The 12,369-nt window shown below is 72.2% G+C and carries 9 protein-coding genes; 3 read left to right on the top strand and 6 right to left on the bottom strand.

The features are described from left to right. The first annotated feature begins 116 nt into the window (after positions 1 to 116). Positions 117 to 1,073 (top strand): pirin family protein, encoded by a 957-nt coding sequence (locus tag IF99_RS0123720; protein ID WP_030999082.1) that lies wholly within the window; start codon positions 117 to 119, stop codon positions 1,071 to 1,073. Positions 1,074 to 1,238: 165 nt separating this feature from the next. On the opposite strand, the gene IF99_RS0123715 is transcribed toward IF99_RS0123720, so the two are convergent. Beyond that, entirely contained in the window at positions 1,239 to 2,102 is an 864-nt protein-coding gene (locus IF99_RS0123715; protein ID WP_030999080.1) for a sulfite exporter TauE/SafE family protein, read from the bottom strand. Positions 2,103 to 2,325: 223 nt separating this feature from the next. Between IF99_RS0123715 and IF99_RS0123710 the strand changes: the two genes are divergently transcribed. After that, on the top strand, positions 2,326 to 3,252 hold the full coding sequence (locus tag IF99_RS0123710) for a D-alanyl-D-alanine carboxypeptidase family protein (RefSeq protein WP_030999078.1): 927 nt from the start codon (positions 2,326 to 2,328) through the stop codon (positions 3,250 to 3,252). 146 nt (positions 3,253 to 3,398) lie between these two features. Here IF99_RS0123710 and IF99_RS0123705 read toward each other — a convergent pair whose 3' ends face one another. From IF99_RS0123705 to IF99_RS0123690, 4 genes are all read right to left on the bottom strand, one after another. Beyond that, positions 3,399 to 4,895: a dihydrolipoamide acetyltransferase family protein gene (locus tag IF99_RS0123705; protein ID WP_030999076.1), complete on the bottom strand. Its 1,497-nt coding sequence runs from the start codon at positions 4,893 to 4,895 to the stop codon at positions 3,399 to 3,401. 16 nt (positions 4,896 to 4,911) lie between these two features. Then, positions 4,912 to 5,892 carry an alpha-ketoacid dehydrogenase subunit beta gene (locus IF99_RS0123700; protein WP_030999074.1) on the bottom strand — a complete coding sequence of 327 codons (981 nt, stop codon included), beginning with the start codon at positions 5,890 to 5,892 and terminating at the stop codon, positions 4,912 to 4,914. 2 nt (positions 5,893 to 5,894) lie between these two features. Beyond that, on the bottom strand, positions 5,895 to 7,184 hold the full coding sequence (pdhA, locus tag IF99_RS0123695) for a pyruvate dehydrogenase (acetyl-transferring) E1 component subunit alpha (RefSeq protein ID WP_030999072.1): 1,290 nt from the start codon (positions 7,182 to 7,184) through the stop codon (positions 5,895 to 5,897). A 629-nt stretch (positions 7,185 to 7,813) separates the two neighbouring features. Then, the gene (locus tag IF99_RS0123690; RefSeq protein ID WP_030999070.1) at positions 7,814 to 9,454 is read right to left on the bottom strand and encodes a protein kinase domain-containing protein; all 1,641 of its coding nucleotides are present in this window, start codon (positions 9,452 to 9,454) and stop codon (positions 7,814 to 7,816) included. A 357-nt stretch (positions 9,455 to 9,811) separates the two neighbouring features. Here IF99_RS0123690 and IF99_RS0123685 point away from each other — a divergent pair, with 357 nt between their 5' ends. Next, complete coding sequence (locus tag IF99_RS0123685; protein WP_030999067.1) at positions 9,812 to 11,599, top strand: protein kinase domain-containing protein; 1,788 nt, start codon at positions 9,812 to 9,814, stop codon at positions 11,597 to 11,599. Positions 11,600 to 11,741: 142 nt separating this feature from the next. Here the strand turns inward: IF99_RS0123685 and IF99_RS0123680 are convergent, their stop codons facing one another. Further along, complete coding sequence (locus tag IF99_RS0123680; RefSeq protein ID WP_030999065.1) at positions 11,742 to 12,278, bottom strand: bacterial proteasome activator family protein; 537 nt, start codon at positions 12,276 to 12,278, stop codon at positions 11,742 to 11,744. Positions 12,279 to 12,369: the final 91 nt, after the last annotated feature.

Raw genomic sequence — 12,369 nt, 5'->3', positions numbered from 1 at the left:
TGGGCCGTTCCCTCTGGCGAGAAGTTCGAGATTCAACTAATCTCGGCACAGAAAGTTCGAGTTTCAACGGCTCGGACCAGTCGAGCCGTGCAGACGAGAACGAGAAGGAGCGCGCCATGCCCGCCGTAACCGTGGAGAATCCGCTGACCCTCCCGAGGGTGGCCGTGCCCGCCGGGACGCAGGACCGGCCCGTGCTCGCGGTGTCGACCGCGCCGAGCGGCTTCGAGGGGGAGGGCTTCCCGGTGCGCCGGGCCTTCGCCGGGATCGACTACCGGCACCTCGACCCGTTCATCATGATGGACCAGATGGGCGAGGTGGAGTACGGCGTCGGTGAGGCGAAGGGGACCCCGTGGCACCCGCACCGGGGCTTCGAGACCGTCACGTACATCATCGACGGCACCTTCATCCACCAGGACTCCCACGGCGGCGGCGGGACGATCACCAACGGCGACACGCAGTGGATGACCGCCGGTTCGGGCCTGCTGCACATCGAGGCCCCGCCGGAGCAGCTCGTCATGAGCGGCGGCGTCTTCCACGGCATCCAGCTGTGGGTGAACCTGCCCGCGAAGGACAAGATGAAGGACCCCGGCTACCAGGACATCCGCGGCGGCCAGGTCAAGCTCCTCACCACCCCCGACGGCGGCGCGCTGCTCCGCGTCATCGCCGGTGAGCTGGACGGCCAGGAGGGCCCCGGCGTCACGCACACGCCGATCACCCTCGTGCACGCCACCGTGCGGCCCGGCGCCGAGGCGACGCTGCCGTGGCGCGAGGACTTCAACGGCCTCGCGTACGTCCTCGCCGGGCGCGGCACCGTGGGCACGGACCGCCGGCCGGTGCACACGGGCCAGGCCGCCGTCTTCGGCGCGGGTGGCTCGCTGACCGTACGGGCCGACGAGTCGCAGGACAGCCACACGCCGGACCTGGAGGTGCTGCTCCTCGGCGGGCAGCCGATCCGCGAACCGATGGTGCAGTACGGGCCGTTCGTCATGAACACCCGCCGAGAGCTCCAGCAGGCGTTCGAGGACTTCCAGGCCGGGCGGCTCGGGACCGTCCCCGCCGTGCACGGCATGTGAGCCGAGGCGTTAGGCTGGACAAACGGGTGCACAAGCGCCGGGCAGGGGCGGTACGGCTGAAAAGCCGCCGGTCCCCGCGGTCCCTCCGCCGCACCCCTCCGGTACGGAAGGCCGGGTGTCTCTCTCCCCCGTGGGCGCCCGGCCTTCCCCGTACCCGGACGCGGATCAGACCAGGAGCCGTACCACCGCCGCCACGCCGATCACGATGACCGTGGTCCGCAGGACGGTCGGTGAGAGGCGGCGGCCGATGCGGGCGCCGAGGAAGCCGCCGAGGATCGAACTCACGGCGAGGATGCCGATCACCGCCCAGTCCACCGGGGCCACGACCGCGTAGATGATCCCGGCGACGAGGTTCACGACCGCCGACAGGACGTTCTTGAAGGCGTTGATCCGCTGGAGCGGGTCGGCGAGGAGCAGACCCATCACGCCGACGAGCATGATGCCCTGGGCCGCCGTGAAGTAGCCGCCGTAGACGCCGATGAGGAAGATCAGGACGTAGAGGAGCGGGGTGAAGGGGGCCGCTCCGGGCCCGGCCGGGGCGGCCCCGGCGTCGGCCGGCGCGGCTGCTCCGGGCCCGGCCGAGACGACCCCGGTGGCGGCGGGCGCCGGCTCCGGGCCCGTACCGGCCGCCGCCTTCGCCGCCTTCCGTTCCCTCAACCGCCGTGTCGCCAGCGGCTGGAGCGCGACAAGGAGCACCGACAGGCCGACGAGGACCGGGACGATGACCTCGAAGGCGTCCTTCGGCAGCGAGAGCAGCAGCGCCGTACCGCCGATCGCCCCGAAGAAGGAAGCGACGGCGAGGCGGGCCACGCGACGCCCCTGACCCGCGAGTTCGTGGCGGTAGCCGTACGCGCCCGTGATCGTCCCCGTGATGAGGCCGACCGCGTTGGACGTCGTCGCCGTCACCGGCGGATAGCCGAGCGCGACGAGGACCGGGAACGTCACGAGCGTTCCCGAGCCCACCACCGTGTTGATCGCCCCGGCCCAGACCCCGGCGATCCCGATCAGCAGCCCCTCCCACCACATCATGCCCACGACAGTAGAGGGCGCTCGCGGGCCCGGCGGGCGGGGGTCCGGGGGACGGCGCCGGGAGCCGCTCCCCCCTTGTCACGCAAAACCCGCACAACTCCCTTCACTCCACGTGCAACTCCACGGGTCGCCACGTTGTCTGAAGGGGGTAGGCGTGTGCTGTGCGCCCTCCCCGAATCGTTCTCTCCCGTCTTGTACGGACCCGTCTCTTACGGAGCATCGTGTGAATCTTGGTCTCAGTCCGCGCCGTACCGTCACCGTCGCCCTCACCGCCGGTGCCGTCCTCGTCGCGCCGCTCGTCGGTACGGCGCAGGCCGCCTCGGCGCCCTCGGTGAGCGCCAAGGGCGCCTTCCTGCTCGACACCTCCTCGGGCAAGACGCTCTACAGCAAGGCCGCCGACACCAAGCGGCAGATGGCGAGCACGACGAAGGTCATGACGGCCACCGTCGTCCTCGACACCAAGGGCCTCAACCTCGACAAGAAGATCACGATCAAGCAGGCGTACCGCGATTACGTCGTCAAGAAGGGCGCGAGCACCGCCGACCTGCGCACGGGCGACAAGGTCACGGTGCGTCAGCTCCTCTACGCGACGCTGCTGCCTTCCGGCTGCGATGCCGCGTACGCCCTCGCCGACACCTTCGGCACCGGCAAGACCGCCTCGGCGCGTACCGCCAACTTCATCGCGAAGATGAACGCCAAGGCGAAGTCGCTGAAGATGAAGAACACCTCGTACGACTCCTTCGACGGCATCCCGACGAAGAGCAAGAACTACACGACGCCGCGCGACGCCTCGCTCCTGGCCCGCCACGCGCTCAAGAACTCGACCTTCCGCACGGTGGTCAAGGCGAAGAGCACGAAGCAGAAGTCCACCGCGAGCAACGGCAAGGCGCGGACGTACACCTGGTACAACACGAACAAGCTGCTCGGTTCCTACAAGGGCGCGATCGGCATCAAGACCGGCACGGCGAGCGGCTCGGGCCCGTGCCTCGTCTTCGCCGCGACGCGCAACGGGAAGACCGTCGCGGGCGTGATCCTCAACGACAGCAAGCGTTTCGAGGACGCCGCGAAGATCATGGACTACGCGTTCAAGTCGAACAGCGCGAAGACGATGAAGCTCCAGGCGCTGCCGAAGGGCGCGCAGAAGGACTGACGTCCGAGGCCGTCGGCGGCGGATGTTTCACGTGAAACATCCGCTTCCGGCGGGCCTGTTGATGTTTCACGTGAAACATCGGGAACGCCCAGGGGCCCGGCCCGCACCTCGTGTGCGGACCGGGCCCCTGTTTCGCGCGGGGGTGATCAGCCCCAGGTCAGCAGCCTCTGGGGCTGTTCCAGGACCGCCGCGATGTCCGCGAGGACCTTCGAGCCGAGTTCGCCGTCGACCAGCCGGTGGTCGAAGGAGAGCGCGAGCGTGGTGACCTGCCGGGGCTTCACCTTGCCCTTGTGGACCCATGGTTGCGGCTTGATCGCGCCGACCGCGAGGATCGCGGACTCGCCGGGGTTGAGGATCGGCGTGCCCGTGTCGACGCCGAAGACGCCGACGTTGGTGATCGTCACCGTGCCGCCACGCATCGCCGCCGGGCTCGTCCGGCCCTCGCGGGCGGTCCCCACGAGGTCCGCGAGCGCGGTGGAGAGCTCCGCGAGCGAGAGGCTGTCCGCGTCCTTGATGTTCGGGACGACGAGGCCGCGCGGGGTCGCGGCCGCGATACCGAGGTTCACGTAGTGCTTGACCACGATCTCCTGGCGCTCCTCGTCCCACGCCGCGTTGATCTCCGGGTTGCGGCGGATCGCGAGAAGCAGGGCGCGGGCGACGAGGAGCAGCGGGTTGACCCGCAGACCGGCCATGTCCGGATCGGCCTTGAGCTTCTCGACGAGCTTCATCGTGCGCGTCACGTCGACGGTGACGAACTCGGTGACGTGCGGTGCGGTGAACGCCGAGCCGACCATGGCCTGCGCGGTCGCCTTGCGCACCCCCTTGATGGGGACGCGGGTCTCGCGCGCCGACGCGGCGGCCTGACCGGCCTCACCGGCTTCGGGCGCGGGGGCCTGGGCCGTCGGCTCCTGCGGGGCGGCCTCCCGCACGGGCGTGGCCGCCGCGTGCACGTCCTCGCGCGTGATGACGCCGCCCGGACCGCTCGGCACGACCGCGGCGAGATCGACGCCGAGGTCCTTCGCGAGCTTGCGGACGGGGGGCTTCGCGAGGGGGCGCGACGAGGACGCCGGAGCGCCCGCGGGCGCGGGGCTCGCGGGGGCGGGGGCACTCGCGGGCTCGGGGCTCGGCGGCTCCGGGGCCGGCTCGGGTGCGGCGGGTGCCTGCGCGGCGGCGCTGCCGTTGACCCGTACCGCCTCCGCCTGCTGCGCCGCCTTGCGCGGGCGCCGCTTCGTGGAGGACGTGGCGACGCCGTAGCCGACCAGGACCGGCTGGCGGGCCGCCGCCTTCTCCTCGGCGGCGGCGGGTGCCTCGGTGGGCGCCTCGGCGGGCGCGGCCTGCGCCGTACCGGCCTCGCCCGTCCCCTCGTCCCCTTCGCCGCCGCCCGTGTCCACCACGATGATCACCTGGCCGACATCGACCGTGGTGCCCTCGGGGTAGCGCAGTTCGCGGACCACGCCGTCGAAGGGGATGGGCAGTTCGACGGCCGCCTTCGCCGTCTCGACCTCGCACACGACCTGGCCGTCGGTCACGGTGTCGCCGGGCTGGACGTACCAGCCGAGGATCTCGGCCTCGGTGAGCCCCTCGCCCACGTCGGGCATCTTGAACTCGCGCAGCCCAGTGGTCTGTCGTGTCATCGTCGTCATGGCTCCTTCCCCCGTCTCAGTACGCGAGCGAGCGGTCGACGGCGTCGAGCACCCGGTCCAGGCCCGGGAGGTACTCGTCCTCCAGGCGGGCGGGCGGGTACGGGACGTGGTAGCCGCCGACCCGCAGGACGGGGGCCTCCAGGTGGTAGAAGGAGCGCTCGGTGACGCGCGCGGCGATCTCCGCGCCCGTGCCGAGGAAGACAGGGGCCTCGTGCACGACGACGAGCCGCCCGGTCTTCTCCGTCGTGGCCTGCACGGTGTCGAAGTCGATCGGGGACATCGACCGCAGGTCGACGACCTCGACGGACTTGCCCTCGGCGGCGGCGGCCTCGGCGGCCTCCAGGCACGTCTTCACCATCGGCCCGTAGGCGACGAGCGAGACATCGGTGCCCTCGCGCACGACGCGGGCCTTGTGGAGCGGCCCCGGGATCGCCTCGCGCTCGACCTCGGCGCGGTCCCAGTAGCGGCGCTTGGGCTCGAAGAAGATCACCGGGTCGTCGCTCTGGATGGCCTGCTGCATCATCCAGTACGCGTCCGACGCGTTCGACGGCGAGACGACCTTGAGGCCCGCGACGTGCGCGAACAGCGCCTCGGGCGACTCGCTGTGGTGCTCGACGGCGCCGATGCCGCCGCCGTAGGGGATGCGCACGACGACGGGCAGCTTGATCTTGCCGAGCGCGCGGGCGTGCATCTTCGCGAGCTGCGTGACGATCTGGTCGTACGCCGGGAAGACGAAGCCGTCGAACTGGATCTCCACGACGGGCCGGTAGCCGCGCAGCGCGAGGCCGATCGCGGTACCGACGATGCCGGACTCGGCGAGCGGGGTGTCGATGACGCGGCGCTCGCCGAAGTCCTTCTGGAGGCCGTCGGTGACGCGGAAGACGCCGCCGAGCTTGCCAACGTCCTCCCCCATCACGATGACCTTGGGGTCGTTCTCCATGGCGGTGCGCAGCGACTCGGTGATCGCCTTCGCCAGCGCCAGCTTCTCCGCGGCCATGGTCACTCGCCCTCTCCGGCCGAGACGTCAGCGAAGGACGCCTGGTACTCCTCGAACTGCGCGCGCTCCTCGTCCACGAGGGAGCTTCCGTCCGCGTAGGCGTTCTCGAAGATCGCCAGGCGGTCGGGGTCCGGCATGGCGCGGATCGCCTCGCGCACGCTGCGGCCCATCGCCTCGCTCTCCTCTTCGAGCGAGGCGAAGAACGCCTCGTCGGCGAGGCCCTCGGCGAGCAGGTGGGCGCGCAGCCGCTCGATGGGGTCCTTCGCCTCCCACGCCTGCCGCTCGTCGTCCGCGCGGTAGCGGGTGGGGTCGTCCGAGGTCGTGTGGGCGCCCATGCGGTACGTGAACGCCTCGACGAGCATCGGGCCCTGGCCCGAGCGGATGTGCGCGAGCGCGGCGCGGGTCACGGCGAGGACGGCGAGGACATCGTTGCCGTCGACGCGGACGCCGGGGAAGCCGTAGCCGCGAGCGCGCTGGTAGAGCGGGACGCGGGTCTGGCGCTCGGTGGGCTCGGAGATGGCCCACTGGTTGTTCTGGCAGAAGAACAGCGTCGGCGCGTTGTAGACGGCCGAGAAGGTGAACGCCTCGGCCACGTCGCCCTGGCTGGAGGCGCCGTCGCCGAAGTAGGCGACGACGGCCGAGTCGGCGCCGTCGAGGCCGATGCCCATCGCGTAGCCGGTCGCGTGCAGGGCCTGGGAGCCGATCACGATCGTGTACAGGTGGAAGTTGTTGCTCGTGGGGTCCCAGCCGCCGTTGTTCACGCCGCGGAACATGCCGAGGAGGAGGGTCGGGTCCACGCCCCTGCACCAGGCGACGCCGTGCTCGCGGTAGGTCGGGAAGACGTAGTCGTCGGGGCGCAGCGCGCGGCCCGAGCCGATCTGCGCGGCCTCCTGGCCGAGCAGCGAGGGCCACAGGCCCAGCTCGCCCTGGCGCTGGAGGCTGGTGGCCTCCGCGTCGAAGCGGCGCGTGAGGACCATGTCGCGGTAGAAGCCGCGCAGCTCGTCGGCCGTGATGTCCTCGACCCAGCGGTCGTACTCCGGATGGGGGACGCGGACGCCCTCCGCGGTGAGGAGCTGGACGAGCTCGGGCTCGTCGGCGGGGGCGGCGAAGGCGGGCGCTGCGGGGGCGGCGGGGGCCTTCTTCGCCGGGGTCGCCTTCGCCCTGCGGGCCGTGGCGGGCGTCTTGGCCGCTGAGCCGCGGCGGCCGGGGGCCTTGGCGGCGCTCTTGGCCGGGCCGGCACTCTTCGCCGGGGCGGGCGCTGCGGCTCGCGCCGGCGCCTTCTTGGCAGTCACGTGTGTTCCTCCGTCGGTCCGGCTCCCGGGATCTGCCGGAAGCTGGGTATCCCTCCGTCTCCTGGGACGGAGAGGGAAGGCGCCTGCTCCCCTCCCGCGCACGGGGTGGGTGCGGCTCGGCCGGGAACAGGCGTGACAAGTGCCCCGGTGAGCCCCTGCAACATGCACGTTACCCAGTGCGGCAATACTCCGCGAACCCCCACTGACCTGCAATTTTGCTTGGATTTCCAAGTAAATCGAGAAAGCCGGGGAGCGCTTCGCCTGCATCTCCTGGTCACAGCCTCGCAGGGGGCCGGAACACCGGCACGTTAACCCGCGCACCCCGGGTGCGGGAAGAGCCCAGGTGACCGGCGCATCGCGGGGAGGGGGGCGCGGGGGCGGGGTGCTCGTGCTGTCCGGGGGTGAGGCACGGGGGGCTCGTCCGGTGGTGGGCAGGGGGCGCGCGTCCGGCGTGCTGGGCAGGGGGCGCGCGTCCGGCGCGCTGGGAAGGGGGGCGCGTCCGGCGCGCTGGGCAGGGAGGGACGTCCGGCTTGCGAGGGGCGGCCTGGGAGACGGCGCACGTGAAACAGCACGGAAGGGCCCGGCCGATCGGGTGGATCGGCCGGGCCCTTCCGTCGTCGGGAGGGGGCTCAGCCGCCGGAGTTCGCCGACTCTCCGCCCCCGCCGGGCTCGCCACCGCCCGTGGAGGTGCCGTCGCCGGGGTCGTCACCACCCTGGTCGCCGTCGTCGCCGGGGTCGGTCGGCTGGCTCTGCCCGTCGCCCGGGTCCTTCGTGTTCTGCCCGTTGCCGGGGTCGGTGCCGCCCCCGCCCTGGCTGTGGGTCGGCTGCGGGTCGCCGCCGCCCCCGGGAGCCTCGTCGGTCGCGCTGGAACTCGGCCCGGACTGCTGGTTGCCGCCCCCGCTGGGCTGGTCCTGCCCCCAGCCGTTGCCGGTGCCCGTGCCGCTGCCCGTCTCCGTGTCGCCGCCCTGGTCCTCCTCGGCGGTCTCGGACGGCTCGGTGCTCTTCTTCTCCTTCTTCTCCGTCTGCGAGGCGGAGGGCTGCGGCTTCTTGTCCGAGTCGCCGGAGCCGCCGCCCAGCTTCGGCAGCGCGAAAGCGGCGCCCACGACGATCGCGACGAGGGCGAGCGCGGCGACGACGTAGAGCCGGGTCCGGCTGCCGCCGCGCCGCGGGCCGCCCCCGCCCTCGTATCCGCCGTCGTCCTCACCGAGCGGACGCAGCATCGGCTGCTGCGGGATCTGTGCCGTACCGCTGCCGAAAGGCGTGGTCGCCGGCCCCGACTGGGGCGTGCCGAAGGCCGCCGCGTCGACGTGCCCGGTGTTCCAGCTTCCGGTGAACGCGCCCTGGTCGTGGAGCATTTGCAGCGCGTACTGGACGAGTCCGCTCATCTCCTCGGCGCTCTGGAACCGGTCGTCCGGCTCCTTGGCGAGCGCCCGCAGGACGAGCCCGTCCAGCTCGGGCGGGCAGTTCTCCGCCATCTGCGAGGGCGGCACCGGCGGGTCCTGCACGTGCTGGTAGACCACCGAGAGCGGGGTCTCGCCGGTGAACGGCGGACGTGCGGTGAGGAGTTCGTACAGGAGGCAGCCGGTCGCGTAGAGGTCGCTGCGGTGGTCGACGGCCTTGCCGAGCGCCTGCTCGGGGGAGAGGTACTGCGGGGTGCCCATGACCATGCCGGTCTGCGTCATCGTGGACTGCGCGCCGTGCAGCGCGCGGGCGATGCCGAAGTCCATGACCTTGACGGCGCCCGAGTGCGTGATGATGACGTTCGCCGGCTTGATGTCACGGTGGACGATGCCGTGCTGGTGCGAGTAGGCGAGCGCGTCGAGGACGCCGGAGACGATGATCAGCGCCTGGTCGGCGGTCGGCGCCTCCGCGCTGAGCAGCAGCTCGCGGATCGTACGGCCCTCGACCAGCTCCATGACGATGTACGGGACGACGTTGCCGCCGACCGTGTCCTCGCCCGAGTCGTAGACCGCGACGACCGCGTGGTGGTTGAGGCCCGCGACGGACTGCGCCTCACGCGTGAACCGGGCCTTGGAGACCGGGTCCTCGGCGAGATCGGCGCGCAGCAGCTTGACCGCGACGGTCCGCCCGAGACGCACGTCCTCGGCGGCCCACACCTCCGCCATACCACCGCGCCCGAGCCGGTGGGTCAGCCGGTAGCGGCCGTCGCCGACCAGCCCTCCGTTACCGAAGGAGTCGGGGGCGTCCGACAGGGAGCCGCCAGTCGCCTCCGGGTCGGACGGGCCCTGGGCGCGCTGCGTCTGTGCCATCGGTCCTCGCCGTCGTTTCTGTCCCGCGGTCCGCGCGGGGGTTGTCACGGTCCTCCATCGCCACGCTACAGCCTCACAGGGGCCTCGCGGTCCGGGACGGATCGGCCATCCGGCCCGCCACGCGGCAGGCCGGGCATATTCCCTGGCCCTCCGGGTGTGCGCCGCGTCACGCGCGCCCCCCGCGCCCGTACCGCGTACGGTCACGACTCGGGCACCTCGCTTGACCTTCCCGTGCCCTCGGGCAGACTTGGCCGGGACCGGTCAGGGATCATCGCACGCGGCCGGAGCACACGACGACGGCCGGAAGGCCGGGACGCGCCCCGATTCTGCACGGGGACGGCGGGGACGGCGGGGGACATGAGCCAGCACGACGACGCGCGCGACGGGAACGCGGGAACCGGCGACGAGACGCACGACCGGTACGTCGGGAAGACGATCGCGGGCGGCCGGTACCGGCTGGAGGAGCTGCTCGGGGCCGGCGGCATGGCGTCCGTCCACCTCGCCTACGACGCGGCCCTCGACCGCCGGGTCGCGATCAAGACCCTCCACACCGACCTCGGCCGCGAGCCCGCCTTCCGCGAGCGCTTCCGCCGCGAGGCCCAGGCGGTGGCGAAGCTCTCGCACCCGCACATCGTCTCCGTCTTCGACACGGGCGAGGACCAGCTCGACGGGGTGACCACCCCGTACATCGTCATGGAGTACATCGAGGGCGATCCGCTCGGCACGCTCTTCGAGCGGGACGTACGGGCCCACGGGGCGATGCCCGCCCCGCGCGCGCTGAAGATCACCGGCGACGTGCTCGCGGCGCTGGAGCTGAGCCACGAGATGGGCCTCGTGCACCGCGACATCAAGCCGGGCAACGTCATGGTGAACCGGCGCGGCGTCGTGAAGGTGATGGACTTCGGCATCGCGCGCGCCATCCAGTCCGGTGTCACGTCGATGACACAGACCGGCATGGTCGTCGGCACCCCGCAGTACCTCTCCCCCGAGCAGGCGCTGGGCCGTCCCGTGGACGCGCGCAGCGACATCTACTCGGTCGGCGTCATGCTCTTCCAGCTCCTCACCGGGCGACTCCCCTTCGACGCCGACTCGCCTTTCGCGATCGCCTACGCGCACGTCCAGGAGCAGCCGCCCGTCCCCTCGACGCTGAACAGCGCGCTGACGCCCGCGATCGACGCGCTCCTCGCCCGCGCCCTGCGCAAGAACCCCGCCGAGCGCTTCCCGCACGCGGAGGCGATGCGGGAGGAGTGCGAGCGGGTGGCGGCGGCGCCGACGGCTCCGAGCGTGACGGGAGCGGGGGGCCAGGGCGGTTCCGGCGGGCCGCAGGGTCTCGGCGGTGGTGCGGGGGGTCCTGACGGGTCCGGTGCCGGGCACGGGGTGAACGGGCAGGCGGGACAGGCCGAGCAGGCGATTTTCCCGCCCGTGCCGCAGCAGGGTTTTCCGCCGGCTCCGCAGCCGCAGGCGTTCGGCACGCCTTCGCCCGCGTACGGCTCGCCCCAGGGCGGCGGCTACCAGAGCCCGCCGCCGAACCCGTACGGGCAGCCGGCGCCGTACGGGAACGAGGGCGCCGCGTACGGCGGCGGCAGGCCCTCGTACGGGCAGGGCTCCGGCGCGTACGGGTACCCGCAGACCGCCGGGACGGGGCACGGCGGGAACGGCGCCGGGGGCCTGGGCGGCGCGACGGGCGGGGGCGGGCCGAAGCCCGGGAGGAACGCGCGGCGGACGGTCCTCACGCTCGCGGTCGCTGCGGTCGTCCTCGTGGGCGGACTGGGGGTCGCGTTCTGGGCCACCGGCAAGAAGGACGAGCCCGACCGCAAGCCGGTGGCCAAGGAGTCCGGCGCGCACCCGCCCGGCTACCGGAGCCCCGAGACGGACCGGACGCTGGACCCCGACAAGTGCGTCTCCCGCACACCGCTGGCCTGGGCCCCGGACAAGGTGATGGTGCCGGACGTCCAGTACAAGTACTTGAAGTCCGCCGAGGAGTGCCTGAGGGCGGGCGGCTGGAAGTGGACGGTCGAGAAGGTCGACAACAACACCTTCGGCGAGGGCACGGTGATCAGGCAGAAGCCCGACCCGAACAAGGAGGTCGACAAGGAGGACAAGCCGTCGATCACCCTGCGCGTCTCGACGGGGAACCCGGCCTGAGGCGAGGGGGGCGGGGGCGAGTGGGGCGAAGGGGGCGGGGCGGGAGCACGCGGATGGCGAAGGGCGGCGCCGGAACCTGTCGTCCGGTCGCCGCCCTTCTTCGCTTCGCCGGTCCTGACGGTCCCGGTGCCCGCGCTCGCGGTCAGAGGTAGGGGCCGCCCGTACGGCCGCCGCTGAGGTCCCCCTCGTCCCCGCCGCTCCCGGGCGGCAGCGCGCGCCGCATCTGCTCCAGCTGGGCGCGGGCGGCCATCTGCTGGGCGAAAAGCGTCGTCTGAATGCCGTGGAAGAGGCCCTCCAGCCAGCCCACGAGCTGCGCCTGCGCGATCCGCAGCTCGGCGTCGCTCGGTGTGACCTCGTCCGTGAAGGGGAGCGAGATCCGCTCCAGCTCCTCCACCAGCTCCGGGGCGAGCCCGTCCTCCAGCTCCTTGACGGAACTGGCGTGGATCTCCCGCAGCCGGGCCCGGCTCGCCTCGTCGAGAGGCGCGGCCCGTACCTCCTCCAGCAACTGCTTGATCATGCTGCCGATCCGCATGACCTTCGCGGGCTGGGCGACCATCTCGGTGATCGGGGTCTCGCCCGACTCGTCGTCCGCATTCCCACCGCCGAGCGCCATCCCCTCCTGCCCGACGACCAGGACCTGCGGCTGCTCCTGCGACCGTTCGTTCCTCGGGATCTCCATAGGACCATTCTGTCGCACGGCCGGGGATTGCTTGAAGGCAGTCGGGGGGTGGGGGGCGAGGTGTGAGGAAGGCGACGGGGGGGCGGGGGCG

It is taken from the genome of Streptomyces sp. NRRL F-5630, assembly GCF_000719475.1.
In the GTDB taxonomy this organism is placed as follows: domain Bacteria; phylum Actinomycetota; class Actinomycetes; order Streptomycetales; family Streptomycetaceae; genus Streptomyces.
The sequence above is the reverse complement of the archived record's forward strand: the minus strand, read 5'-3'. Positions and strand labels throughout refer to the sequence as shown.

Excerpts from the sequence above, each read along its gene's own strand:
- IF99_RS0123720 (WP_030999082.1), top strand. The coding sequence starts at position 117 with ATGCCCGCCGTAACCGTGGAGAATCCGCTGACCCTCCCGAGGGTGGCC.
- IF99_RS0123705 (WP_030999076.1), bottom strand. The coding sequence starts at position 4,895 with ATGACGACGATGACACGACAGACCACTGGGCTGCGCGAGTTCAAGATG.
- IF99_RS0123690 (WP_030999070.1), bottom strand. The coding sequence starts at position 9,454 with ATGGCACAGACGCAGCGCGCCCAGGGCCCGTCCGACCCGGAGGCGACT.
- IF99_RS0123715 (WP_030999080.1), bottom strand. The coding sequence starts at position 2,102 with ATGATGTGGTGGGAGGGGCTGCTGATCGGGATCGCCGGGGTCTGGGCC.
- IF99_RS0123700 (WP_030999074.1), bottom strand. The coding sequence starts at position 5,892 with ATGGCCGCGGAGAAGCTGGCGCTGGCGAAGGCGATCACCGAGTCGCTG.
- IF99_RS0123680 (WP_030999065.1), bottom strand. The coding sequence starts at position 12,278 with ATGGAGATCCCGAGGAACGAACGGTCGCAGGAGCAGCCGCAGGTCCTG.
- IF99_RS0123685 (WP_030999067.1), top strand. The coding sequence starts at position 9,812 with ATGAGCCAGCACGACGACGCGCGCGACGGGAACGCGGGAACCGGCGAC.